Origin of the sequence: Clostridium sp. DFI.1.208, assembly GCF_024463855.1 — a bacterium.
In the GTDB taxonomy this organism is placed as follows: domain Bacteria; phylum Bacillota_I; class Bacilli_A; order Erysipelotrichales; family Erysipelotrichaceae; genus Clostridium_AQ.
The window spans coordinates 88,891-115,850 of sequence record NZ_JANGCA010000005.1; the positions used below are offsets into that span (position 1 = coordinate 88,891).

Sequence of the window (26,960 nt, forward strand, 5' to 3'; positions counted from 1 at the left end):
CTGCCCCCGGCTCATTATACATTGACGTCATCGCCTTACAGAGGGAAGTCTTTCATATAATACAGGGGCTTTACGCTGTTGCGATACGCAGATACTTGCCACGATGGAGGCAACTATGATGAAAAAGAACAGAAAAGGAACTGGGCATCAGAGTTCCTTCTTCTATCGATGTATTCTCTGTGCTGCCGGCGGTATGCTGATGGGAGTAGCTGCGGTTTTGTTCCTTGCAGGCGGTCATGGTGCAGATCCCATGAATACACTGCTGCAGGGGATGAGCCAGGTATTGCGGCTATCCGTGGATGCCTGTAACAATTTGTTATCCTTCACATTTGTGCTGGCAGCGTTTTTTATCGATAGAAAACAGATTCATGCGGGAACGATTATATTTCCCGTTGTTACAACGATTACCATGCGGATTCTTACACCGTTGATACACGCGGATACACTGCTTCATAGCGTATTGTTCTGCATAGCAGGCATTTGTATCATCGCGATGTCCATCGCATTGAGCATCTATGCTGACTGTGGCAAGAATCCATATGACTGCGTAACCTTTGGCTTGATGAATAGAACAGGCCTTTCCTACCATGTGATTCGCTGGATACTGGATGGCAGTATGCTTATATCCGGTATTCTGCTGCATGGTACCTATGGAGTGGTGACAATTATCAATCTGCTGGTGCTTGGCAAGTTGATAACTGCAGCACTTGCATTGCTAAGGCGTCAAAGCGGGATATGCAGTTCTGTGAAAATAGAGGAGGAGATATCATTATGAAACAGGTACCGGAAACATTTCCTGAAAGTTTTCTGTGGGGTGGTGCTTTTGCAGCCTGCCAGTGTGAAGGGGAATACGACAAAGATGGACGCGGTTTATCCACAAGTGATATTCATGAATATACAAAGGGCTTAAATCGTGCCAAAATAGAAAAAGAGGGTGGTGGAACGCTTGCCGAAATCAAGCGCAAGGCCGCAGATACTGAAGGCTATTATCCGAAACGCTATGGAATTAACTTCTATCATACATACAAGGATGATCTTGCATTGCTGAAGGAAATGGGATTTAAGTGCTTTCGTACAAGTATTTCCTGGTCACGCATTTTCCCAAATGGAGATGAAAAAGAGCACAATGAAGCCGGATTGAAATTTTATGATGACCTGATTGATGAAATCATAAAGGATGGTATGGAGCCGATTATCACGATGTCTCATTATGATATACCATTGCATCTTGTTACCGAATATGGTGGCTTTGGTAATCGAAAGGTGATAGATTTCTTCGTGAATTATGGAAAAGTGCTGGTAGAGCGCTTTAAAGGAAGAGTGAAATACTGGATTGTGTGCAATCAGGTAAATCTGGTTCCGACGGTGCAGTTTGGATCTCTGGGAATCTATGATGATCAGGCGGAAAATATGGAGGAGCTGATGTATCAGGCGGTACATAATCAGTTTGTGGCATGTGCAAAAATCAAGGAGATCGGTCATCAGATTGATCCGCATGCTGTCTTTGGTACGATGCTGGCAGACTGTACCTTCTATCCTGCAACCTGCCGACCAAAGGATGTCGTATTGACCATGAAGAAAAACCGGATGCAGTATTTCTTCTCCGATGTACAGCTGCGGGGAGAATATCCGGTATATGCCCTTCGCTATTTTAAGGAGAGAAACATCAACATTCAGATGGAAGATGGAGATGAAGAGATTATTCGCAATAACACGATGGAATTCCTTGCGATCTCTTATTACTACAGCAGAGTTGTCGATTCCGATAAAAATGATATGACGCCGATGCAGGCGGAACAAAATCCGAATCTGGAGCCGACACCATGGGAGTGGAGAATGGATCCGCTGGGATTCTATAACTGTTTGTCTCAATACTGGGATCGTTACCAGGTTCCGCTGATGATTGGAGAAAATGGTTTCGGTGCATTGGACACCGTGGAAGCGGATGGAAGCATTCATGATCCTTATCGCATTGACTTCCTGAAAAAACATATTGAGCAGATGAAGGAATGTATTAAGGATGGTGTGGATATCTTTGCATATTGTGCGTGGGGACCGATTGATATTGTATCTTCCTCTTCCGCAGAGATGAGTAAGCGATACGGCTTTGTTTATGTGGATCGCGATGATTTCGGAAATGGAACGCAGAAGCGATTGAAAAAGGATTCCTTCTACTGGTATGCCCATGTGATAGAGACCAACGGATCTGAATTATAGGGTACACAACGTGCACCCATCTGATAGAAACCAACGGGTCAGAACTATAGGGGGCACAACGCGTGCCCACGTGATAGAAACCAACGGGTTTGAATTATAGGGGACACAGCGTGTACAAACCTAATAAAATCAAACAGCGATAAATGATAGGGTACACAATGTGCGCCCATGTGATAAAGGTACGAAGATGGATTCTGCTTTAAAGCATCTTCATTCATGATTTTCCTTGCATTTGATGAAATTATACAAAAAAATCTTCGGGACTATGATCCTGAAGATTTTTTATGCGTTCTATCTATCGTATATTTTCTGTTTGATTATTGTTTGAGCAAACCAGAAAGCATTCGATCACCCCTTACAAGCGGCATTTTATAAGATATTTCTTTGAACTCATTTATAAATAATATTTTGTTCCCTTACCTCTTCCCTTGATATTCACAATACCATGTTCAGTAATCACTTCAACTGTATTTTCAAGCATATTTTAATATGGCCACTTTATGGCCGGCTGTGAACTACCGCCAGCTATAGAGCAAGCGGCTTCTAATGAAAGCATGCGCATTCATTAAAACGTTTTGTTCGTGTTCAGATACACGTAACTGGTACGTTCACAGTACCTCTACGAATCGCTCTCGCTTTGGCATACATGGATATACTTTTCGTATGATATTGCTTGCTCCATTGATATCGGCATTCATTAGAATGCCGTTTTTGCTTCGACCACTGAGGTGGGGGTATTCTGCCTGCTTTTTAGATAAATTTCAGCTAAAAATACTACGATTTGATAATATCTATGATTTCTCATATAGAAAAAGCATGTGGAACCATTTTTAAATCGAATATGCCATGTTTCACTGCTAAATATTGCATAGCAGTGATTTTAGCATATTATCTCTGAAAAATGTGAAGCACTGATGCAACTGGGTGAAACCGCAATTTTGGGAAGATACCTGACAAGATATACCATGTTCAACTGCTTCTTTTTTCTCTATGATTAAGGTAGAAAGGATGTGGTGCTTATGAATTACAGTTATATGGAATGGAAAAAGCATCTAATGGATGAGGATGTGCATGCCATGGCAATCTTGTCATTTCCTGCCGTTACAAAATGCGCTATTACTGTACAGGAGCTGGTACAGAACGCTGAATTGCAGAGTGCTGTCATGCGCAGAATCAAAGAAGAATTCCCTTTGCAGGAAGCGCTGGTCAGTATGATGGATTTGTCTGTAGAGGCGCAGGCTTTCGGTTGTCCTGTCAGCTTTCATGAGGGAGAGATTCCTGCTGTAACAAGCGGAATCATAAAGAATCGAGAGGATGGTGAAGCATTGCGTATTCCGAAAATGGAAGAAGGGCGCATGTCTGTATATCTGGCAGGTGTGGAGAATATCACAAAGGAAAGCGACCGTCCTGTATTCGGCGGTGTCTGCGGGCCCTATTCACTTGCAGGAAGATTGATGGATGTGAGTGAAATCATGATGCAGTGCATCATGGATCCAAAGCTTGTACATCTGGTATTGCAGAAGGTTACCACTTTTTTGAAGCAGTATATACAGGCATACAAGGATGTGGGTGCGTCAGGAGTCATACTGGCGGAACCACTGGCGGGTCTTCTGTCACCTAAGATGGTTCAGGAGTTTTCCAGCAGCTATATCAAAGAAATTACGGAGGAGCTGCAGGATGATACCTTTACGGTCATTTATCATAATTGCGGCCCGAATACTGTGCAGAGCCTTCCGGAAATATTATCATCCGATTGCGGGGCATGGCATTTTGGGAATGCTGTTTCTTTGAAAAAGATATTGGAACAGGTACCGGCAGACTGTCTGATTATGGGGAATCTGGATCCGGTTGGCTGCTTCTGCGGCTGCAATGCGGAGGAGCTTGAACAAAAGGAGAGGGCTCTGTTGAAAGAATGTGGTGCATATTCCAACTTCGTCCTTTCGACAGGCTGTGATTTGCCGCCCAAGGCAAAATGGGAGAATATACAGCGATTTTTCAAGACACTGGAACAGATGAATAGTGAACGGAGGTTACAATATGGTATGTGATCGCAGGAAATTTCCAAGGGCAGAAATGCTGCCGCTGACAAGAGAAGAAATGATATCTCTGCTAAAGGGGAATGGTACACCTCGCGTCGGTGTGGCATGTGGAAACTGGCTTCATATTGATGAACTGGCCTTGCAGGATCAAAAGCCGGTAGAAGATTTGCTGGAACGTTTTCCGGAGGATATGCAGGTGTTTTATTTAAAAAAACCAAAGCTGTTTGCGGAAGATGGAGATCGTTATACATGGTGTGATGTAGCAGGGGCCGATCCATCTATCGGACGTGAAGAAATTGTTGGCGTAGATGAGGAGCATGCACTGGACTGGGAGGTAATTCGCCGAATCAGTGAACATCTGCCGGATGCGGAAGAAGCAACAATGTATTGCAATGCGCCGGTAGAAGATGGACGTTATCGTCTTGCATGGTTTTCCGATGGTCCATGGACAAGATTGTGGGACTATCGTGGTATGACAAACTCTCTAATGGATTTATACACGAACCCAGAGGATGTGCATCATGTATGCAGAAGAGTTGTGGATTTCTTTAAACGTGCCGCAAAGCGCGGTGTGGAAGAGGCGAATATAGACGGTATAGCCTTCGGTGACGATCTTGGGATGCAGAAGGGGCCATTCATGTCACCCGAGATGTTTCGGGAATTCTATTATCCGTATTACGTTGAGCTGTGTGAGTATGCACATTCCCTCGGTCTGCATGTCTGGCTGCATAGCTGCGGAGATGTGAGAAAGCTTCTTCCGGATATAATTAAAAGTGGAATTGATGTTCTGCATCCGATTCAGAAGTATGCGATGGAAGAACAGGAAATTGCGGACACCTTCGGCAATCAGATTTCCTTTTGGGCTGGAATTGACCTTCAGCGTGTGCTGCCGTTTGGAAGCGTAGAGGAGGTACGGGAAGAAACAAGACGTTTTATTGATGTTTTCCATCAGCGGGGAAAGGGGCGTATGGTGTTTACGTTGAATAACCGCATGCAGGATAATGTACCGATTGAAAATTTTATCGCATTCATCGAAGAAGCCCACCAGTATGGTGCAGCGATTGAAGGAGTGAAGGAAAATGAGTGAAAAACTGGAAAAGATACAGCAGCTGATGCTGCTTGGCAAACTGCAGGAGGTGAATGGCCTGGTGGAGAGTGCCCTGCAGGAGGGGATATCGCCACAGGAAATTCTGAAGGGTGGATTATTGGAGGGCATGGATATCGTAGCAAAGAAATGGGCGGAAGGAACGGCATTTATTCCTGAGGTTCTAATCAGTGCTCGCTGTATGAATGGTGCTATGGAAATTCTGGAGCCTTATCTTGTGAAAAAAGAAGAAAAGTTCAGTGGAAGGGTGGTATTTGGAACAGTGCAGGGGGATCTGCATGATATTGGAAAAAATCTTTGTACACTCATGCTGAAGGCGAAATCCTTTGAGGTGATTGATATCGGTGTTGATGTATGCGCCGAGAAGTTTGTGGAGGCTGTGAAGACCTATCAGCCGGATGTACTTTGCATGTCTTCTTTGTTGACGACCTCCATGGGATATTTTAAGGTGGTATTGGATGCCTTACAGGAAGCAGGTGTTAGAGATTGTGTGAAGGTCGCTATCGGCGGTGCACCTGTGACACAGGCTTACGCAGATGAAATCGGAGCAGACCTGTTTACGGAGGATGCTGTATCACTGGCAGGAAGACTGCTTGAGGAATTTGCGTGACAAAATTTCAGAAGCATGAAGATATTCTGGAAATACTGCTTCAAAAACATCTGAATCTGGATTTGTCCTGCGGAGGCAGAGGACAATGCGGAAAGTGCCGGCTTCAGGTAACAAAGGGCTTTCTACCTGTTACAGATGCAGAAAGAAAACTGCTGTCAAAGGTACAGCTAGCACAGGGGATTCGTCTGGCCTGTCAGCATCGAAATTGTGAGGCAGCTATTGAAGGAGAACTGCTGTATGAGCAGGGGGATATGCAGATCGTGGGAGTGGAAGATCTGCATCTGGTCGGTCATCATGAGGAAGGCTGTGTACTTGCTGTTGATGTTGGCACAACAACTGTCGTTCTTGTATTACTGGATATACAGACAGGAAATGTCTTGCTGGAAAAAAGCTTTCTCAATCCGCAACGACGGTATGGTGGTGATGTGATTAGCAGAATACAGCATGCTCATGAAAAGGGGCCTGCACTGCTTCAGAAGTTGCTGCTGAAGGAATTGCGTGCACAGCTGAAAGCTGTTGAGGATATGGACATACGCCGTATGTGCGTCTGCGGAAATGCCGTCATGACACATTTGTTTCTTGGGATAGACCCTATACCACTGGCAGCTGCACCATATGAGTGTGTACAGAAGGAGCTGGTAATTTGTTCATCAAAACAGTTTTTTCCGGATTTTATACCGGAATTTGAAATACAGGTTCTACCTCCGATTTCCGCATATGTGGGTAGTGATATTTTGATGGGAATTTATGCACAGGATATGGAAAAGAACAAACAAAGCTCACTGCTGCTGGACTTGGGAACAAATGGAGAGCTTGCTCTATACCATGAGGGCATGCTAATTTTGAGCAGTGCTGCCTGCGGCCCTGCCTTTGAAGGAGGAAACATGAGCTGTGGCTGTGGTGCTGTAACAGGGGCAGTCAGCGAGGTACACTGGGAGAATGGCTTTCGACTGCAGACCATACATGACGGTAAACCGGTGGGAATTTGCGGAAGCGGATATCTTTCTCTCATCAGCTGCCTTCTTACCGCATCACTGCTGGATGTCAGTGGATATTTGAATCAACATGTTACCCTCTTCGACGGACTTACCCTGACCCAGAAGGATGTCCGGGAGTTTCAGCTTGCGAAAGCTGCGATAGCTGCCGCACTGGAACGGGTATGTGCTGGAGCACAATGCTCCTATGAGCAAATTGAAGCAGTTTATCTGGCCGGAGGCTTTGGTCGGCATCTGCATGTAGAGGATCTGTGTATAACAGGAATTCTTCCAACAGCCTTGAAACAAGCTGTCCGGATTAGCGGTAATACGGCATTAAAAGGCTGCTGCAGATATGCTCTGGAACAAAATCGCACACGTATGGAGCTGCTTTGTAAAAAAGGACACTGTATTCTACTGGCTTCGGATACCGGCTTTTCGGATGCGTTTATCTCACATATGCTGCTGGAACCATACACATAACAAAAATACACAGGTCTTTTCCGCATAAGGTGCTATAATACTTATGAGGTGATGCCTGTGTTTTCAAATGGAAAAAATCATATCCTGCGCGAAGAAACGATACTGCCAACAGAATTTGCACAGGCACATATGCAGATGGTGAAGCATATTGCACATTTTACAAGTATAGAGGCTCACATTCTGCATTTTGATGAATGTAATGACTGTCAATACCTTGTTCTGTATCTGCCACAGGGTACAGGAATTCTAGTAAAGGGTAGAGACTATACGGCATTGACAGGCTCTTGCACATTGATACAATCCTGTTTATCTCCCTTTTCTATTTATTTGGATGTAGGCTGTGAGGTATATGCTGGCTTGCTGTTTGGTGAATGCATACAGGAATATGTAAAGGCGGAAACGATTTTGCAGGACCTTCGTTTCCGCAAGAAAGCTGAAATTTTCTTTCACTCTGTATTTCAGAGTCTGGATAAATATCATTTGGTGGATGAATACTCTATCAGTTCTTCCGTGCTGCGGTTATACAGTGATCTTCATAATCAGCTACAAGAGCTACAGCCTGGAAGTATCAAACAGGAAATGGTGGACAAAGCGGTCTCCTTTATCGAACAGAATTATCGCAAAGATATCGGTCTGAAGGATATATCTGAAGCTGGCGGCTACAGCGAATACTATTTTCTGAGGGTGTTTAAAAAGGTCATGCGGATGACTCCCTATGAATATCTCATACGCAAGCGGCTTTCACAGGTGAAAATTTTGCTTTTGTCTACAGGTAAAACGGTTGAGGAAATCGCGCTGGAATGTGGGTTTAAATCCGATATTAGCTTATATAAGGCATTTAAGAATATTTATTCCATAACACCTGGAGAATATAAAAAATGTGTAGGAAGGGGTTAAAATTTAGCAGCTTTAGCGTATCCTCAAGTGAAGAAGGGGTGGTTTAATTACCTACATGATATGTACCTACTCATATGCAGGGAAGAAACCGTAATAAGCGAAAAACAGAAACTCTGCTTTTATGTTCAGTTGATGCTTTAAGTACATGGGATTTAAACGGTAGTTCCTTTTCAAAGCGTTGTTGCATCCGTGGTTCTATGGTAAAATAGAGATATTGTAGAGGGCAGCGTATGAAAAAAGGGTACCGGAAATTTTTTGATTCCATATTTATACTGTCAATTAAACGTGGATTGATGCTGGCAATCCCTTTTCTTATTCTTGGAAGCTTTGCTTTGCTGCTGTCCAGCTTTCCGTTGGATGCCTATCAATCATTTCTTGCGTCCTTTCATCACGGGGCCTTGCTTACTGTCTTTAACAGTCTGTACGAAATTACGCTGAATTCGCTTGCACTGATTCTGATAATTACGATTGCACTTTCCTATGGGCAGCTGCATGCTCTGGATGATGTATTCTTTTATCCTGTGGTGGCCATGATCTCCTATCTGGCATTTTGCGGAGGAATGGAATATGCTAATGAGATTTTCCATCCGGAATGGGTGTTTACCGCCATGTGTATCACGATGCTGTCCTGCTGGCTGTTTCACAAGGGAATGAATTCCGGCAGGCGTTTTGAGAAGCTGCATACCGCCGGTGCAGACTATACCTTCAATAAAGCCATACAGGGAATTTTTCCGATTGCTGCGATTGCCTTGTTGTTCGCTGTTATCGGTGCAGTCCTGCGTGCCCAGTTTGGAGAAGTAAACATCACAAATTTTGGTGCCTATTTATTTATGGGCCTGTTTGAAAAAATAGGAAAAGGACTTCCCGGAGCCTTACTATATGTATTCTTTGTACACTTTCTCTGGTTTTTTGGTATTCATGGTACCAATACACTGCAGATGGTCGCAAAGCAGTTTTTGGAGCCGGGCATCCTGATCAATCAGCAGCTGGTACAGGCCGGACAGCTACCCACGGAAATATTCACAAAGACTTTTCTGGACACGTTTGTCTTTATGGGAGGCTGCGGTGCAGCATTGTGTCTGATTGCGGCGATGCTTATAAAAGCGAGAAAGAGCAATAACCGTAAGCTTGCCAGAGTAGCGGGTATTTCTGTTTTATTCAATATCAATGAAATTGTGATTTTCGGTTTTCCAGTCATTTTCAATCCGCTGATGCTGCTTCCGTTTCTGCTTGTCCCTCTGGTTCTGACACTGACCAGTGCGTTTGCCATGCAGCTGCAGCTGGTACCTCTGCCTACCCATTCTGTGGAATGGACAGTTCCTATTTTGATGAGCGGATACGAGGCATGCGGCTCTATATCCGGCAGTTTTCTGCAGCTGTTTAACCTGATTCTGGGGACCCTGCTGTATATTCCGTTTATTCGCCTGAGTGAAAATCAGCAGAGTGAGGAATTTGAAACAGCGGTGCGCGCGATGGAAACCGATATGGCTGAAGGTGAGATAAACGGGACCCTGCCGGATTTCTTCGATGATCATTACACCTATCATTTCCCTGCAAAAACACTGGCGATGGATTTAAAAAACGCCATGCAGCGAAATCAGCTTCATATGCATTATCAGGTACAGCGTGATAACGCTGAGCATATACACGGAGCAGAGGCGCTTCTTCGCTGGGAGCATCCGGTAGCCGGAAGAATTACCTCACCGCTGATGGTAAAGCTGGCGGAGGAAGAAAGCTTTCTGGATGAGCTGGGGCTTTATATCATAGAAGAAGCTTGCAGAGATGCGCAAAAATTTCAAAAGGAGGGAAAGCCGCTGTCTATATCTGTGAACATATCACCAAAGCAGCTGGAAAGTGCTGTTTTTGTCAGGGAGGTACGCAGAATTCTTCAGGAAGTAGATTTGCATGATATTCAGCTGATTCTTGAGGTGACGGAGCGCTCATTGCTCAGTACCTCCCATCGTATTCTGGAGAGGATACGGGAATTGAAGCAGATGGGAATCCAAATGAGCATGGATGACTTTGGTATGGGACACAGTTCAATGATGTATCTGCAGGAAAATGCATTTGATGAAGTTAAGCTGGATGGCAGTCTGGTTCGTCAGATTCTGGAAAATGAGCGTTCTCAGGATATCGTACGCGGGATCACAAGGCTTGCAGCCTCTATGCAGTTTCATGTCGTAGCAGAATTCGTAGAAACCAGGGAACAGATGGAGCTGTTGAAAGCACTGCACTGCGATATCTATCAGGGGTATTATTATGGAAAGCCGTGCAGCTGTGATGAATTTATTGCTATATATCTAAAGCAGGAAGTAAGCTGATTCCTGTTTTTTTTATGGATGAAAACCTGCGGTACCATCGGCATGCTTGAGAAAATACGTATTGATCATGAAGAATCCTTATGGACATAGCAGTAGATTTCAGTGTATGAGACTGGTAATGTGCAGCTTCTACATAATTGCGGCTTTGATTTTGCATCACTGCATTTATTTCATATGAAAGCTATCGTCTTAGCGAAGGGATGCTTTCATACTATCAATTTCATATGTATTGCATAACGATTTTAATACAGCGGTGTATAGCATTATGTACCGCTGCTTTTTTGCTGCGAGAGGTACTTCCTTTAAAAACAGGACAGGTCAGCTTCAGCGGTTTTTCTGTTTTGAAGCGATGCACCGCATGAGAACGATACGATAGCTCTAAGGATTGTGCAGTACGCGGTATTCTAAACATAATATTTACCGACTTGTTTGCTTTGGAAAATATAAATATATCCTGTGTTGAACAGCATGCCATAGAAAGCAATACTACATATGAATTTACCAATACAGGATGAAAGGTCTTACAAACCGATTTTACAAGCTGTTTTCGATTTAAAAGAAGTAAAACTACAAATTTATAAAAATATATTGAAGTATTACTATTTTTGTGATATATTCAATGTAGCAATACTTAAAGGAAGGTGAGCAACGTATGAAAAAATTGAATATTGCTGTTGTAGGCGCGGGGATTTACGGAAAGAATCATCTGGATGCCTACACTTCAAATCCCAATGTTAATCTTGTTGCAGTCTGTGATTTAAAAAAGGAGATCACAGATAAAGTGGAACAGGATTATCAGGTGAAAACGTATAACGACATGGAGGAAATGCTCAAAAGTGAGGAAATTGATGCTGTTTCTGTAGCAACACCGGACCCGTATCATAAGGACCCGGTGATGACAGCCATCCGCTATGGAAAGGATGTTCTGGTGGAAAAACCACTGGCTACTACTTCCGCAGATGCCTATGATATCATCGATGCTGCTGAAAAAGCCGGTGTTCGTGTTATGGTGGATTACCACAAGCGCTGGGATCCGGCATCCATAGCGGTAAAAAACAAGCTTGCAGACGCGGGGACAGGAAAACCGGTACGCGGCTATATGCGTATGGATAATGTCTATGATGTCGCAATCAACTGGCTGAATTGGTCATCCAATTCCAGCCCGGTCCACTTTGTCGGTACGCACTGCTATGATTTGATTCGCTGGTATATGGGATGTGAGGTCGTACAGGTGTACGCTGTAGGACATAAGGGAATCCTGCAGGAAAAGGGTGTGGATACCTATGACAGTATTACAGCGATTCTGGAATTTGAAAACGGATGCACATGGACTGTGGAGAATGCGTGGATTCTGCCAAACGGCTTTGCGAAGGCAGATGACGGATGCTCCGAAATTCTTTGTGAACATGCAATGATTCGTGTGGATTCCCAGAAACGCGGTGTTGAATTCTTTGATGATCAAAAGCAATATACCCCGAATATCTGCTTTATCCAGAACTACAACGGTCGTGCAATCGGCTTTGGAATTGATCCGCTGAACGATTTTGTGGATTGTATTCTCCATGATAAGCCGTTTGTGGCAAATCTGAATGACGGTTTGGAAGCAGAGCTGATTGCGGAGGCTGTGCATAAGAGTGCGGATACGCGTCAGGTAGTAAAAATCGAAAGAAGATAAAGTCCCGACAGGGTAAAAGGAAAAGAGGAAAAGCTATGGGCAAACTGAATATGGTTCGTGTTGATTATCGTATGGTACATGGACAGATTGTGGCAAAATGGATCAAGTTCCGTCCGGTTGATCGTTTGATACTGGCAGATGACAGCCTGGTGGATGATCCTTTCATGGGTGATATTTATCGCATGGCAGTACCGGATCGTGAGGTTGATATTGTCAAGCTGGGGGATGTGCAGACAGCAATCGATAGAAAAAATGATACTGTGCTGCTGATATTCAAGGATGTAGCATCTGCATATACGGTATACAAAAACGGCCTTCAGCTGCCGGAGCTGAATGTCGGAGCAGTGCAGAACAGTGCGCAGCGTAAAGCGGTTGTTCAGGGGGTTGCACTTTCCGTTGAAGAATACGAAAAATTAAGCGAAATGAAGGCTGAGGGTGTAAACGTGTTCTTACAGCCGATACCGGAAAATGATCCGGTAAGTCTTGGCTCGATTGAAAAGAAGCTGAAATAATGAAAGGGAGTGTGAGGTTATTATGAGTGGTACACAGTTGGTTATCATGGCGGTAGCAATGGGCCTGATGTATTGGATTGCCCGGGGAATGATTGGTGGATATTTTGCGTTCTTCTTTATTGCAAGTCCTATCGTAGTAGGTGTTGTAGCCGGTTTGATTTATGGGGATTTGACAAAGGGATTGATTATCGGCGGCGGTATTGCTGCAGCGTTTGCAGGTATCATAGCGCCGGGAGGCAATCTTCCGACCGACTCGGCACTGGCAGCGACAACCGTCATACCGATTGCTTTGGCAACGGGTCTTACGGCAGAGCAGGCCATTGCATTTGCTGTTCCGATGGGATTACTTGGATCCTTTGTAACAAACCTGCGTAAGATGATCAATGTTATCTTTGTGCATAGAGCTGATGAATTTGCGGCAAAGGGAAACCTTTCCGGCATTACCCGCTGTGCAGTGGTTTATCCACCACTGATTGAAATTCCATTGCTGTTTCTTCCGGTATTTTTGATTGTTATGTTTGGGCAGGATGCTATGCTGACCTTCATGAACTCCGTGCCAAGCTGGGTTATGCACGGTCTGGAGGTTGCAGGCGGTGTTATGCCGGCAATCGGATTTGCTCTGATTATGAACATGATCGGTAAGCCGAAGATGATTCCTTATACGGTACTGGGCTTCATCGTTGTAAAGGCAGTAGGACTGAATACCCTGACCGCTGGTCTGGTCGCAGGCTGTGTTGCGGTGCTGGTTGTACTGGAAAAACGTGAAAGAGAAAAGGAGGGCGCATAGAAGATGGCTGAGGAAAGAAAAACATCATTGACAAAACGGGATGTCAACCGAGTGATTGCCAGATGGTATATTACAACAGAAATGTCACTGAATTATGAACGTATGCAGTCTATTGCATATACATATGCCTTGATTCCGGCTTTGAAAAAACTATATCCGAACAAGGAGGACATGATTCCTGCGCTGCAGCGTCATCTGGAGCTGTTTAATACCAACGCTACAGCCGGTGGTCTGATTCTGGGAACTACGCTGGCTATGGAAGAGGAAAAGGCAAACAATCCGGATGCGATTCCTTCCGAATCCATCGTTGCTGTTAAGACCGGGTTAATGGGACCGGTTGCGGCGCTGGGAGATTCCTTCAGTGCAGGAACCATTACCACGCTGTTCATCCTGGCCTCCTGCTCTCTGGCACAGGGCGGCTCGATCGCCGGCTTCTGGCTGCTGCTTCTCGGTACGATGTATACGCTTGGCGAATTGATTATTTTTACCAAAATGACCTATACAAAGGGACGTTCTGCAATCAAGGATATCATGTCAAGTAAGCTGATGAGCAATATTATTGAAGGAGCGAACATCCTTGGTATGGCAATGATGGGGGCACTGACCGCTTCCATGGTAAATCTGGCAGTTGCTATCACAGCTAACTTTGATGAGGCAACCTTGAGTGTACAGGAAAAAATCGATGGTATCATGCCAGGTATCCTGTCCATCGGTGTGCTGTTTATCTATTATTATCTGATTAGCAAAAAGCATGTCAGTGTAGCGAAGCTTGTCTTCTTCACCATTGTGATTGCACTGCTCTGTGCCGCAATCGGACTGTTTTAAATACATAGCTACGTGGGAGAATACTCTCTCAGATAATAAAACATAATCTCCGTATGGGCATTCCAAATTAGGATGCCCATATGGTGCAAAATGAGGAGGAATGCAAATGAAGGGAATACTATTGGCAAGTCATGGCCGTATGGCGGAGGGGTTGCTGGATACGCTGCAAATTTTCTGTGGAGAGCTACAGCAGATACAGGCACTATGTCTTCTTCCTGGTGAGGAAATCACAGATTTTATGGAGAAGCTGGAAGCTGCTATACAAAAGGTGGATACCGGAGAGGGTGTTGTGATTTTCTGCGATCTGCTCTTCGGCTCTCCCTGCAACTGCAGTGCGAGATTGCTGCAGGATCCAAAGTATGCGGAGAAAATCAGCGTCATAACGGGGATGAATTTGTGTATGGTACTGGAATATATCGGTTCCGGGGATGCCGGCATGGATCGGGAAGCCCTGGTGAATACCGGACATAAGGGAATTGTAGATTTTAATAAGCTGCTGAGGGAACGTCAGGCAGCATAATGCAGGAAGAGGTGGAGCTATGAAGGAAGAGGAGATCAGAGAAATATTGAACAGCCATCAGATTTGCTTTGCACAGCATGGAACCCTTTGTGCAACAGTGAAAGCAGGATTGGGAGCCTACCAAAACGGATTGGGTGAAATCATGCATACGATGAAGGATCATATCCTGCATATCAATGCACAGGGAATCGCTATTCTGGCGGTTGATGATATCAATGGTGCACTGCAGGAGCATACCCTGCTGTTTCTTCCACATGAGGATATTGTATCGACAAATATCAAAATCAAGCTGTTTCATTTTCTTTTCACGATAGAGACAAGGAAGGGAACCATCGTGTACAAGCTACATAAAAACGTACTGGCATCACCGTGGCATAAAGAAAATCTCTCCTTCCTTCTGCTTAATGCACCTTCTGCATAGGAAAAAGGAGGCAGTATGAAGGCTGGAGCTATTTTTGATATGGATGGTCTGCTGTTTGATACAGAGCTGGTATATAATCAGGAGTGGTATTATATTGCTGAGCTTTATGGTCTGAAGGTTGATCCGGCGATGCTGGATGAGCTGCGGGGGACAAATGGTTCCCGCATGATAGGCATCGTGAATACATACTGGCCAAGGGTTGATGCAAAGAAGCTGACAGATGAATTATTTGCGCATGCTATTGTAACATTATCCACACAGGTTCCGATGAAGCCGGGTGTTGTTGAGCTTCTGGAATATCTGAAGCAGCATGCAGTTCGCATGGCTGTGGCAAGCAGTGCTCCTATGGAGCTGATCAAAAGCAATCTTCGTCTGGCAGGCATCGCAGATTATTTTGATGCCGTTATAAGCGGAGAGCAGGTTGTACATGGAAAGCCATCCCCGGATATCTTCCTTCTGGCTGCACAGCAGCTGGGGCTGCCGGCGGCAGACTGCTATGTTTTTGAGGATGGTATCCATGGTGTGAGGGCAGGTATACGGGCAGGCTGCTCCACCATTATGGTTCCGGATCTGGTGCCCCCGACAGAGGAGCTTTATGAGCAATGTACGGGTATTTATCCAAATCTTCCTGCGGTATTACATGCGATGCAGACAAATGCGTGTTAGAATACAGCCCTGTCTGTCATATAGCTATCAGCGATGAAATCCAAGAGCTGATAGCAGGTCTTGTATAGAACATGTGGTACCCCTTTGCCGGGAACATATTGCATTTTTTTCACTCCGTTGGTAGAATGTGATATGTAAGTGTATGCGTCATTATAAGCATCGCAGATGGTTTCCCCGATGTGTGGAAGCCAAGTGAAGGAGAGTTTATGCAAGCAGTTAATATCATATCAAGTCTGGAATCGGTCATGCCGTTTCTATCTGCAAAAGAAAAAAAATTAGGAAATTATGTATTAACCCACAGTCAGGAGATTCTTTCGCTAACCTTAAAGGATCTTTCTTTGCAGGCTGAGGTCAGCGAGGCAACCGTAATTCGGTTTGCACGCAAGCTGGGCTGTGAGGGCTATTCCGATTTCAAACTCTCCCTGTCGGCAAATCTGTCTGCCAATTTCTATAATGAGAATTCAGACATGATTCTGGATAAAATCATGCCTACAGATACACCGGATTCTGTATTGAAGAAGCTGAGTGCCTTCATCGTTACATCCATTCAGTCTACAACCGATATCATTGATTCACAGGAACTGGATAAGGCGATAAAGCTGATTCGGGATACAAATGAGAACAAGCGCAACATATATCTGAGTGGATTGGGCGCAAGCAGTACGCTGGTGAAGCAGCTGCAGATTAAGTTTATGCGGCTAAATATTCCGGTAATCTATTATGAGGATGTGCATCTTCAGCTGGAGTCCAATCTGAATATGGCAGAGGATGATTTGCTTATCTGCTTTACAACCTTGGGAAAATCGGTGCAGTCGCATCAGTATATCAATATTGCGAATCAGAAAAAGGCAAAGATCATTCTCATCACTCAGTATGGCAATCAGGAGTTGGCAAGCAAGGCAACCGTAACACTCTTTGTATCGGCTGTCGAAAATAATCTGCGGCTGGCAAGTCACACGGCACTCATTGTACAGTCCCTGATTGTTGATACATTGTTTTTATCACTGGCACTTGACAATTTGCCTGAAATCCAGGAGGGTGTCGCAGAAAAGAATCGGATTTTTTCAGAGCTGGGTTATAATATGAATGATTATAAATAAGGCTGTAGAACTTGATGGCATGAGGTAAAAAGCCTTCTCCTGGTTTTATAGAATGAGGAAAATCATCTTTTGACATAACGATATAAAACATCATGTTAAATATTGGAAATATAAAAACTAAAAAAAGGATTGACAGAAAAATCCGGCAGTGTTTAAATAAAGGTATAAAAAGAATATAGGAATCATAGAGTTTGTAACTTATGAAGATCGTAAGGCAAGGCTCAAAACGCAGAGACGTTTTGGGCCTTTTCTGACGTTTACGGAGGAATTTATGAAATTACTTAGAAAAAGAAAACGCTGTAATTCTACAGCTGGTGTTTAATGAGTAACGCTGGAATTTTATAAAAGTTTTTTCAAAAAAATTTTTAAAAAGATGTGACATGCCTTTGATTCTGTAGTATTATAATAATGAAGATAAAAAGCGGTGTACTCTACCATAGTGAAATCTAAAAGTGAGAGCTAAAAAAGTGGCTGGCGTAAGCTGGCTTTTTTTAATAAGGGGTCGTTTTATATGGTGGTTCAAAAATAAAAGGGTACAGTTTATACAAATAGATGTTGCATATACTGATTACCTTAGAAAAAATATTGATTTCAGAGTACCTACAGAACATCGGGAAGTGGAGAGTGAAATGCGTCCATTTATCGGTATTCTTATGACACATGATGATATCGAATATGTCATTCCTTTAACATCACCTAAAGACAAGCATAAGAACATGAAAAATACGATGGATTTTCATAAAATAAATGGAGGGAAATGGGGAGCGATAAATTTCAATAATATGTTTCCTGTTTTGCATGATCCTTCTGTATATAAAATAATAAAGCCATGAAAAGATGAAAATACATACAGTAATCTGTTAATAAATCAAATCTCGTGGCTGAATAAAACAGAAAACAAGGAAATGGTTTTGAAAAAAGCAGAGAAGCTTTATGAAGCATATGGAAACGATACCTTGCAGGATAACATAAAGAAGAGGTGCTGTGATTTTAGTAAGCTTGAAAAATACTATAAAGAATATATAGCATAGATATTATCACTGAAGCAGTAATATGATGAAAAAACTTCAATAGGAAGTTTTTTTGAAATAAAACAAGTTACAAGGTCTGCATAAGCATTTTGGATTGCGTGATTTCCAGAATCATGCGTCTATCATTCCTTTGCTTATAAGTAGACCACGATGTAATGTAAGTAAAAAGGACTGCGAAAACAAACAAGATAGCAGGAAAATAATTACAGGTACAGAGATTTCCATACTTGAAAAATAAAGGGTAGAAACAAAAAAGAACATGGTATAATAAACTATAAAGACAAGGGGAGATACCTATGTATCATATAGCTATTCTGGATGACGAAAGAAAAGAAGCAGAGCATATCAGAGATTTGGCGGATGTGTATTTTGACAGAAAGGAATTGATGCAGCGACGCATTGATATCTTCAATACCGGCAGTGAGCTGCTGGCGCATGTGAAATCGGTCCCCTGTGACCTACTGTTTCTCGATATTGAGGTGGGACAGGAAAACGGCATAGAAATCGGCAGACAGCTGCGGCAGATTGCACCTGATATGATTATCATTGTGATTACAGGATATTTGAAATACAGTGTGGAGGGCTACAAAATTCAGGCGGCACGCTATCTGTTGAAGCCGGTAAATGCGCAGCTATTATACAGTGAGCTGGATGAGGTGCTCTCTCTGGATGACCGGCAGACACTTGTTCTAAAGGAGCGCGATATGTATCATAGAATCAGACGCAGAGATATCCTGTATGTGGAAACAATGGGGAGAGGTACCCGCTTTCATACGCTGGAGGGAACATTTGATAGCAGAGAAAGCCTGAGTATATGGGAACAGCGTCTGGATGCGGCCTTGTTTGTGGAATGTCACAAGGGTATCCTTGTTCATGTACGCCACATTATATCAATGGAAAAAGACACAATTCTTTTGGAAACCGGGGAAGCACTGCCTCTGGCAAGACGGCGTGTGGAAACTGTGAAGGCGGTATGGCGTAGCTTTCAGGAGAAATTCGCATGAGTCTGTTTCTGCGGGTTTTTGAGATTTTAATGCTGTATGTACTCTGCTATTCCTATCATGAAACGATGCGTACGCAATATCGCTCCTCGCTAGCCAAAATCCTGCCCTATCTAATCACCGGCTTTCTTCTCATCCTCATATCGCCCTGGTTGTCTGTATCCTTACTGCGGATTCTGTTGGCTGTTTTCCTTTGCCTGTCTTTGCTGCTGTATCGCGACGACTGGTGGTCCCATCTGTTTTTTATCGGCTCTCTGATCGCCGGCGCTGTCCTTGTTCAGGTAATCACCACGCACATTACGGCTTTTAACGCAGAGCCTGCAAGCTGGCTGCAGGGCTGTCTGTATTGCGGAGTCGTATTTCTTATACAGCTGCTCCTGTTTTATTATCGGCATCATCAATATGAACAGCTCTATGTTCCAGTGATTAGCGGGGCGGTTTTTCTCTATCTGATCATTTGCACCTATATAGTAAGTCAGGGAATGCGTTTGGATATCGGTATGATCTGCAGCCTGCAGGGGCTGTTGCTCCTGATGCTGAAGCTGTATCGGATCTGCTTCTGTTTGGAAATTCGCAGGGAAAAGGAATTGCAGGCGATGGTGAAGACCCAGCAGATGGTGGAAAACAGAGAGCGCTATGAACGAATTCAAAAAGAAAATGCATACATCATGAAATCCATGCATGATTTAAAGAAGCATGTCGAGCTGCTGGAACAGATGAAGCAGGGAAGTCCGGCAGTTGATGACTACCGCAGTGATATTGTAGCGAAAACAGAGCATATGCTGAACGTTCAAAAAACAGGTGATGAGCTCATTGATAAGATATTGCAGCTGTACCATCCGCGGTTTCAGGCTGCACACATTCGCTTTCAGCTGGAAAGTGATGTGATAGATTACAGCTTTATGGACCCGGTCGATCGCTGTGCGGTACTCTGCAATATGCTGGATAATGCACTGGAAAGCTGTCTTGACGCAAAGGAGCCATTCATTCTGCTGCGCATGGTGGAACAGCATTCCACGATTCTGTGGAAAATGAAAAACAGCTGTACACGCATGGAACAGGAAAAAGAGGATGCATTTGCACATGGCTTTGGCATGCAGAATATTAGGGATATTGCCCGCCGTTATCAGGGGACGCTCAGCGCTGGCTGGGAGCGTGCACACCTGCTGTTTCGTACAACGGTAACCTTCGATAAACCACTGATGTCAGAAAATGAACCGCTTATGTAAAAGCCGCGGTCAAGCCGGTTTTAACGGATATAATGTTAGTGAAAGAAGGGATATAGCATGTTAGAAAATATGAAATTCAAACGGAAGGTATTAAGTAGAAAAAAGATTATTACAAGCTTCCTGATTATTCTGATTTTGTCTTTATGTCTGGGTGGTTTTATGTACGGACTTGCGGACAGCTTTGAGGATTTTGCGGATATCCGGATCCTTCAAATCGGCTTCCTCGTATTGTTTCCACTCTTCACTGTCATTATGTGGGTGCCGCTCTGTCTGGGCGGCGGACAGATTTATGATATGCGTGAGGATGCGCTCGTTATTATTCCGGCATATAAGGATCGTCGGAAATGGAACATGATTCTTCACGTATTGTGCAATGATGATGTAACACCGTTTCTGCAGGAAATACGATATGAGGATATAGATCATGCGAAATTTACGGTGGATCGTAAAGCCGGTGTATGGGGACTGTCCAGATACACCTACCTGTTGAAGCTGTACAATGAAAAAGAATTGTTTATGACCCTGTATATCAATCCTATGGATAATGGAATCCTGCTTCCTGCCGGTAAAGGCGGCATTGTGCTAAGCGGCTTTCGCACAAGCGAGGATATACTGAATATGATGCAGCTGCTCATGGCTGGCGGTATACGTCTGGAGGATCCGCATCATATTCTTGATGCGATGAAACGAAAGGATATCGAAATCTACGATTATCTGGAAAGCCTGCAGATCAAAAGAAGATACTAAGCAACAGAAATTGTCATCCTGCGCAGATAGCTGCGGGGTGGCTTTTTCGTCTGTGCCGGAATCATTTCGTTGGAAAGGTTGTAAAGAATGGTGCATAATAAATAAAAACAAAGGGTTTTCTCATGCTGCCTTCATGTTTGTATGATACTATGGAAGCAGAAGGAAGGAGGCGTTGAAATGAGATTATTATTTGCGGAGGATGAACAGGATTTGAATGATATCATATGTCAAAAGCTCAGAAAGGAAGGCTATACGGTGGATGCCTGCTACGATGGAGCACAGGCTCTGGAATATCTGGCTGTTATGGATTATGATGCTGTCATACTTGACATCATGATGCCGAGGGTGGATGGCTATGCGGTATTGAAGCAGCTGCGATCTGAAGGAAAAATGACACCTGTGTTATTTCTGAGTGCGCGGGATTCCATAGAAGACCGTGTTCTGGGGCTGGACAGCGGAGCGAATGATTATTTGATCAAGCCGTTTTCCTTTGCTGAACTGATGGCCAGAATCCGAACGATGATCCGTCTGGCTAAGGGAAGTTCGACTACCCTTCTTCAGGCTGGTGATTTAACTCTGGATACGGCTACCCGTACGGTGAAAAGAGCAAACAAGTTGATACTCCTTTCCGCAAAGGAATATGCCCTGCTGGAATATATGCTGCTGAATAAAAATATCGTGCTATCCAGAGAAAAAATTGAGGAGCATATCTGGGATTTCGATTATGCGGGAGGCACCAATCTGGTGGATGTATATATCAGCTATCTGCGAAAAAAGATTGATGGCGCATCCTCCTGCAAGCTGATTCATACGGTGCGCGGGAGCGGTTATGTCGTAAAGGAGCCTTCATGAGGGGGCTGAGCATTCGTGCGAAAATCACATTGTGGTTTGCGCTTGCCATGAGTGCGCTGGCTGCCCTGACACTGGGCTGTGTATGGATGATCAGTGATAATGTCGTACAGAAAAACATCAAGGATTCTCTGGTGGAAATGGTCAGCGATAATGTGGATGAGGTCGAGTATTACAGTAATAAGGAGGATGCCAATCCGGATGGCGACCGAGATATTTACATACGGTATAAAAACGGATATCTTGAAATTGATGATGATTATCTGGATCAGATGAATGGTATATATACAACGCTATATAAGGAAGATTATGAGCTGCTGTATGGAGAAAATCCGATTGCACAGGCAACCGGAGATGTGGCCTTTGCCGATCATAAGCTGCAGACGCTTCGCTATAAGGGAACAACCTATTATGTGTACGATCGCTCATTAAAGGGCGAGGGCATGGAGGACCTTTGGCTGCGTGGTATAGTTTCCCGCAGTCAGGGGGCACGCTGGATGGATGCAATCGTTATCCTTTCCATGTGGCTGATTCCTCTGCTGATTCTGCTGGCACTTTTCGGCGGATATTTTCTGGCAGGACGGTTTCTGCGTCCAATTCAACAAATGATACAGGCAGCCTCCGGAATTCAGCAGGGGCAGGATTTAAAGAAGCGGATTGAACTGAAAAAGGGGCAGGATGAGTTGCATCAGCTGGCAGATACCTTCAATGGAATGATGGACCGGCTGGAGGCATCCTTTCAGGCGGAAAAGCAATTCACCAGTGATATGTCCCATGAGCTTCGTACACCGGTAGCTGTGATTCTTTCACAATGCGAGCTGTCACTGGAGGAGGAGCAGGACAAGGATGCCTATGCAGATGCGCTGCGTTTGATTCAAAGGCAGGGAAAGAAAATGTCTGTTCTTATCAATGATATGCTGATGATGACGCGCATGGAGCAAAGAAGGGAGAGCATCCGCATGATGCAGCTTGATTACAGCAGCTTATGTGCATCCGTTTGTGAGGATCTTCGCTTGATCCGTGAGAAGAACATCGAGCTGAGCTGGCAGCTGGAAGAGGGTGTGACGATTGTAGGGAACAAGGAGCTGCTGCAGCGTCTGCTTGTCAATTTGATTACCAATGCGTATCGCTATGGAAAAGAACACGGACATATTCAGGTTGAGCTGAAGCAAACACAGACGGAGGTCAGACTGTCGGTTGCTGATGATGGCAGGGGAATTGCCCAAGAGCAGCTTGCCCATATATGGCAGCGGTTTTATCAGGCAGATGCTTCCCGCAGTAAGCAGGGAAGTGGTCTGGGATTGGCCATGGTACAGGAGATAGCACAGCTGCATCATGGCTGTATGAAGGTGGAAAGTGTGCAGGGAAAGGGCTCCTGCTTCACCTTCTGTATCCCGCTGAAATAAAATGTATTCTCATATTGCTTTAATCTTTCTCTGGTATACTACAGGTGTAAAGGAAATTAAGGAGGGAATGAGAGGATGAAAAAAATACAACAGCTTTCCACATCTATGAAGGCATTCCTTGCAATCGGCGGTATCTCTGTTTTAGCAGGCGGTGGTGTCATAATAACAAACGCGATGGAAGCAGACAGCCGTATCAATGCGGATAAGGCGAAGGAAATCGCATTGCAGGATGCCGGTGTGAAGGTAGCAGCGGCGCAGTTTGAAAAGGCGGCTTTGGAAAAGGAAGACGGTCGAAGCGTATATGAGGTGAAATTTCATACGGATGAGCATGCCTACGAATATACGATTGCAGCAAAGGACGGACATATCCTGGATCGGGATGTGGAAGCAAAGAAGCAGGCATCCTTGACAGCCGTCTCCACACTTTCTCTGGAGGAAGCAAAAAAACAGATGCTGAAAAATGCAGGGCTGAAGGAAGGCGATGGAACCTTTGTCAAGGCTTCCTTAAAAAAGGAGGATGCACAGGAGATATATGAGCTGAAATTTAAAACGGCACAGAAAACATATGCCTATAAGCTGCTCGCAAAGGATGGTACGATTCTGGAAAAGGACATGGAAACAAATGCGTCTACCAGCAGCGAAACAAAAAGCGATAAGGATAAATCAACAGCCTCACCATTGCTGATCAGTAAAGCGGATGCCCGAAGCAGGGCACTGCAGGATGCCGGAGTGAAGGCAGGGGATGCGACCTTCACAAAGACGAAGCTGGATTATGAAAATGGAAAGCAGGTATATGAGATTGAATTTGTGACTGCCACAATGGAGTATGATTATGAGCTTGATGCAGAAAGCGGTGCTGTCAGAGAACGGAAATCTGAACGACTGGAAATTCAGAGTCAGGAGCAGTCAAAGCCATCCGCTTCCTATATCGGTGTGGATCGTGCGAAAAGCATAGCCCTCTCGCATGCAGGTTTCCAGGCGGGCAGTGTAACCTTTACCAAAGCGAAGCTGGAAAACGATGACGGTGCGTCGGTATATGAGATTGAATTTCGCAAAGGCTCCACAGAATATGATTATTCGATTGACGCATACAAGGGAACGATTCTGGAATGGGATAAGGACACGGATCACGACTAGCAGCAAGCAAATGCGTGAAGAAAATAAAGCCATGACATCCGCATCCGCCTTACGTTGTGGCAAGATAAAAAAGGGTCAACTTTGATTGATCCTTTTTTCAGTTCTTATGATGTAACATGTGTGCATTTACAGAAAGGCATGAGCGGAAGCTCCTGTTTTTCTGTCTACATCCCAATGAATTCATCTACCGGCATAGAGAAGATCAGGCCTCTGGCTTCGGTTTGAAAGCCTGCAGCCGTATTGATTGCATGCATGATCTGTTTGTACTTCTCATAAGCAGATAAGATTACAACGATATCCTTTTCTCCCTGCAGTTTGATACCGAGAAAGGAGGTAGCGTCATCCTCATGCAGGGAACGGGCGTGTAGAACCGTACCACCGGTGGCATCTGCTTTTTTTGCGGCTTCCATAACCTGATCGCGCCAGCCGTGCTCTACAACTGCAACAACAAGCTCATATTTGCGTACCTTCTGTTCCATCTCTTCCTCCTCATAACTTCTTCCACATAAAATGTTGCGTTGAAACAGGCTGCTGATTCCACTTAGCGGCATGGTAAACATGATCCCGTGCCCCATTTTTCTAATTTGTGTTTCTGTCGCTATCCGATGCATGACCTCCTGCTCCAGTTGTGCAGGAAGGCAGCAGAATAACAGCTCCTTATCGGTTTCACCGATACCCAGATAATCCAGAAGATCAGAGCCTGCTGTTCCCAGTGCGAGAATGCCATAGGTGAAATACAGCTGATAGGATCTGCATAGCTCTGCGACCTGTTCTCCCTTGTCCCGGTTGATAATGATCACCAGACACTTAACTTTCTGTCCGCTCATTTGCGACCTCCTCAAATTCCATAATACTATCCTCCTGCAGCTCTTCAGCAGCAGTCTTTTTTTGCCTTGTCATAACCAGACCAAGAATCTGAATGGTCAGAAGCGGTGTCATCGCCACCATTGCAACGATTCCGAATGCATCCAGCAGGACATTTCCGCCAAGCTGTTCACAGGCACCCATGGCAAATGGAAGCAGGAAGGTCGCTGTCATCGGACCGCTGGCAACCCCACCGGAATCAAAGGCGATACCCGTAAATACGCTAGGTACAAGGAAGCTGAGTAACATCGCTATAAGATACCCCGGTATCAGAAATACCATAATGCTGATGCCGGTCAGTATACGAAGCATCGCGATTCCCAGTGAAATGCCAACACCGATTGAAAGAGAATACAGCATGGCCTTAGTCGATATGGTTCCCGATGAAATCTCCTCTACCTGACGGGTAAGCACATGCACAGCCGGCTCTGCCTTTACGATGAAGAAGCCAATCAGTACACCGATGGGAATCAACATCCAATTATAGGATAATGCTGCAATTTGCGTTCCTATGAAATAACCGGCAGGCATGAACCCGACATTGACGCCGCATAGAAACAGAATAAGACCGAGAAAGGTATACAGAGAGCCAATGAGAATTTTAATGATGGCGCGCTTATTGAAATAGCTGCTGATAAGCTGAAATAAGAGAAAGAAGCACAGAATAGGAAGCAGCGCCTTGCTCACCTCCCATGTGAAATGCGGCAGCTCAATCAGAAAAATATGAATGACATCCCTGCTTGTTTCCACATACGCCATTTCAAACGGTGTATAGGTTGCGCCCTGTGGCTCATACAGAATACCCAGCAGCAGAACTGCCAGAATCGGACCGATGCTGCACAGTGCCACGATACCAAAGCTTTCCTCTTCTGCATGCTTCTGTGTGATAGCGGCCATACCGATTCCCAGCGCCATGAGAAAGGGGACGGTAATCGGTCCGGTTGTAACTCCACCACTATCGAAGGCAACTGCCATGAAGGTATCCAATGAGAAGTAGGCGAGGATAAAGACCAGTGCATAAAACAGCATAAGCAGATATTTCAGATTCCAGTGAAACAGAATCCTCAGCAGTGCCATGACCAGAAAGAAGCCGACACCGGCGGCAACTGTCCAGATTAACGTGTTGTCCGGTATGCCGGGAACCTGATGTGCAAGCACCGTGAGATCAGGCTCTGCAATCGTTATGATAAAGCCGATAACAAAGGTGATACATACCATCAGACATCGCTTTTTGGACGTGCTGAGCATGGTGCCGATGCCCTCTCCCATAAGCATCATGGACATATCCGCACCCAGGGAAAATAGTCCCATGCCGATAATCAGCATCACGGCACCACAGGCAAACAGAAGCATGGTTCCCACCGGCATCGGGGTAACGGTAATACTCAGTAAAAATACAATACAGGTAATCGGTAATACGGAGGATAAGGCCTCTTTAATTTTTTCCTTTAATTTTGTCATTGCTTCACCTCTCTTTTCATTCTCTCTATATCTTATAGTTATATTTTAACATGTATGTTTGTTTTATGACTGTTTACATATAG

At 44.5% G+C, this 26,960-nt stretch carries 24 protein-coding genes and 1 pseudogene; 23 read left to right on the forward strand and 2 right to left on the reverse strand.

All coding sequences use genetic code 11. The features are described 5' to 3' along the window. Nucleotides 1-118: 118 nt before the first annotated feature. The 23 genes and pseudogenes from NE665_RS04100 (at nt 119) to NE665_RS04210 (ending at nt 24,552) form a co-directional block, all read left to right on the forward strand. The gene (locus tag NE665_RS04100; protein ID WP_117442912.1) at nt 119-775 is read left to right on the forward strand and encodes a hypothetical protein; all 657 of its coding nucleotides are present in this window, start codon (nt 119-121) and stop codon (nt 773-775) included. Next, entirely contained in the window at nt 772-2,217 is a 1,446-nt protein-coding gene (locus NE665_RS04105) for a family 1 glycosylhydrolase (RefSeq protein WP_118654553.1), read from the forward strand. The genes NE665_RS04100 and NE665_RS04105 overlap by 4 nt, the downstream gene beginning before the upstream one ends. Nucleotides 2,218-3,236: 1,019 nt before the next feature. After that, nucleotides 3,237-4,265: a uroporphyrinogen decarboxylase family protein gene (locus tag NE665_RS04110; protein ID WP_117442838.1), complete on the forward strand. Its 1,029-nt coding sequence runs from the start codon at nt 3,237-3,239 to the stop codon at nt 4,263-4,265. Further along, nucleotides 4,255-5,343 carry a uroporphyrinogen decarboxylase family protein gene (locus tag NE665_RS04115; RefSeq protein WP_117442839.1) on the forward strand — a complete coding sequence of 363 codons (1,089 nt, stop codon included), beginning with the start codon at nt 4,255-4,257 and terminating at the stop codon, nt 5,341-5,343. Before NE665_RS04110 ends, NE665_RS04115 begins: the two co-directional genes overlap by 11 nt. Further along, entirely contained in the window at nt 5,336-5,971 is a 636-nt protein-coding gene (locus tag NE665_RS04120) for a corrinoid protein (protein ID WP_117442840.1), read from the forward strand. Before NE665_RS04115 ends, NE665_RS04120 begins: the two co-directional genes overlap by 8 nt. Continuing rightward, nucleotides 5,968-7,428, forward strand: coding sequence for an ASKHA domain-containing protein (locus NE665_RS04125; RefSeq protein WP_117442841.1), 1,461 nt, complete (start codon nt 5,968-5,970; stop codon nt 7,426-7,428). Before NE665_RS04120 ends, NE665_RS04125 begins: the two co-directional genes overlap by 4 nt. A 57-nt stretch (nt 7,429-7,485) precedes the next feature. Further along, on the forward strand, nt 7,486-8,325 hold the full coding sequence (locus tag NE665_RS04130) for an AraC family transcriptional regulator (protein ID WP_117442842.1): 840 nt from the start codon (nt 7,486-7,488) through the stop codon (nt 8,323-8,325). A 230-nt stretch (nt 8,326-8,555) separates the two neighbouring features. Continuing rightward, a complete protein-coding gene (locus NE665_RS04135; protein ID WP_117442843.1) occupies nt 8,556-10,646 on the forward strand; it encodes an EAL domain-containing protein in 2,091 nt (696 codons plus the stop codon). A 652-nt stretch (nt 10,647-11,298) separates the two neighbouring features. Continuing rightward, the gene (locus tag NE665_RS04140) at nt 11,299-12,321 is read left to right on the forward strand and encodes a Gfo/Idh/MocA family oxidoreductase (RefSeq protein WP_117442845.1); all 1,023 of its coding nucleotides are present in this window, start codon (nt 11,299-11,301) and stop codon (nt 12,319-12,321) included. A 35-nt stretch (nt 12,322-12,356) separates the two neighbouring features. Next, entirely contained in the window at nt 12,357-12,833 is a 477-nt protein-coding gene (locus NE665_RS04145) for a PTS sugar transporter subunit IIB (RefSeq protein ID WP_002607096.1), read from the forward strand. Between the two features lie 22 nt (nt 12,834-12,855). Beyond that, nucleotides 12,856-13,620 carry a PTS sugar transporter subunit IIC gene (locus NE665_RS04150; protein WP_002607097.1) on the forward strand — a complete coding sequence of 255 codons (765 nt, stop codon included), beginning with the start codon at nt 12,856-12,858 and terminating at the stop codon, nt 13,618-13,620. A 3-nt stretch (nt 13,621-13,623) separates the two neighbouring features. After that, the gene (locus NE665_RS04155; protein ID WP_008818345.1) at nt 13,624-14,445 is read left to right on the forward strand and encodes a PTS system mannose/fructose/sorbose family transporter subunit IID; all 822 of its coding nucleotides are present in this window, start codon (nt 13,624-13,626) and stop codon (nt 14,443-14,445) included. 106 nt (nt 14,446-14,551) lie between these two features. After that, a complete protein-coding gene (locus NE665_RS04160) occupies nt 14,552-14,965 on the forward strand; it encodes a PTS sugar transporter subunit IIA (protein WP_117442846.1) in 414 nt (137 codons plus the stop codon). Nucleotides 14,966-14,984: 19 nt separating this feature from the next. Further along, nucleotides 14,985-15,386, forward strand: a complete 402-nt coding sequence (locus NE665_RS04165; protein WP_117442847.1) for a hypothetical protein — start codon at nt 14,985-14,987, stop codon at nt 15,384-15,386. 15 nt (nt 15,387-15,401) lie between these two features. Next, nucleotides 15,402-16,052, forward strand: a complete 651-nt coding sequence (locus NE665_RS04170) for an HAD family phosphatase (protein ID WP_117442848.1) — start codon at nt 15,402-15,404, stop codon at nt 16,050-16,052. Between the two features lie 206 nt (nt 16,053-16,258). Then, on the forward strand, nt 16,259-17,152 hold the full coding sequence (locus NE665_RS04175; RefSeq protein WP_117442849.1) for a MurR/RpiR family transcriptional regulator: 894 nt from the start codon (nt 16,259-16,261) through the stop codon (nt 17,150-17,152). A 467-nt stretch (nt 17,153-17,619) separates the two neighbouring features. After that, nucleotides 17,620-18,183, forward strand: a pseudogene (locus NE665_RS04180) (type III toxin-antitoxin system ToxN/AbiQ family toxin). A 296-nt stretch (nt 18,184-18,479) separates the two neighbouring features. Continuing rightward, nucleotides 18,480-19,187: a LytTR family DNA-binding domain-containing protein gene (locus tag NE665_RS04185; protein ID WP_117442850.1), complete on the forward strand. Its 708-nt coding sequence runs from the start codon at nt 18,480-18,482 to the stop codon at nt 19,185-19,187. Further along, nucleotides 19,184-20,413: a GHKL domain-containing protein gene (locus NE665_RS04190; protein ID WP_117442851.1), complete on the forward strand. Its 1,230-nt coding sequence runs from the start codon at nt 19,184-19,186 to the stop codon at nt 20,411-20,413. Before NE665_RS04185 ends, NE665_RS04190 begins: the two co-directional genes overlap by 4 nt. Nucleotides 20,414-20,470: 57 nt before the next feature. Continuing rightward, nucleotides 20,471-21,160 (forward strand): hypothetical protein, encoded by a 690-nt coding sequence (locus NE665_RS04195; RefSeq protein ID WP_117442852.1) that lies wholly within the window; start codon nt 20,471-20,473, stop codon nt 21,158-21,160. Nucleotides 21,161-21,337: 177 nt separating this feature from the next. Then, entirely contained in the window at nt 21,338-22,012 is a 675-nt protein-coding gene (locus NE665_RS04200) for a response regulator transcription factor (RefSeq protein ID WP_117442853.1), read from the forward strand. Then, nucleotides 22,009-23,415 carry a HAMP domain-containing sensor histidine kinase gene (locus tag NE665_RS04205; RefSeq protein ID WP_118654552.1) on the forward strand — a complete coding sequence of 469 codons (1,407 nt, stop codon included), beginning with the start codon at nt 22,009-22,011 and terminating at the stop codon, nt 23,413-23,415. Before NE665_RS04200 ends, NE665_RS04205 begins: the two co-directional genes overlap by 4 nt. A gap of 75 nt (nt 23,416-23,490) precedes the next feature. Continuing rightward, the gene (locus NE665_RS04210; RefSeq protein WP_117442855.1) at nt 23,491-24,552 is read left to right on the forward strand and encodes a PepSY domain-containing protein; all 1,062 of its coding nucleotides are present in this window, start codon (nt 23,491-23,493) and stop codon (nt 24,550-24,552) included. 164 nt (nt 24,553-24,716) lie between these two features. Here the strand turns inward: NE665_RS04210 and NE665_RS04215 are convergent, their stop codons facing one another. Next, complete coding sequence (locus tag NE665_RS04215; protein WP_117442856.1) at nt 24,717-25,379, reverse strand: transcriptional regulator; 663 nt, start codon at nt 25,377-25,379, stop codon at nt 24,717-24,719. Further along, the gene (locus NE665_RS04220; protein WP_117442857.1) at nt 25,360-26,877 is read right to left on the reverse strand and encodes a DUF1538 domain-containing protein; all 1,518 of its coding nucleotides are present in this window, start codon (nt 26,875-26,877) and stop codon (nt 25,360-25,362) included. Before NE665_RS04220 ends, NE665_RS04215 begins: the two co-directional genes overlap by 20 nt. Nucleotides 26,878-26,960 lie beyond the last annotated feature (83 nt).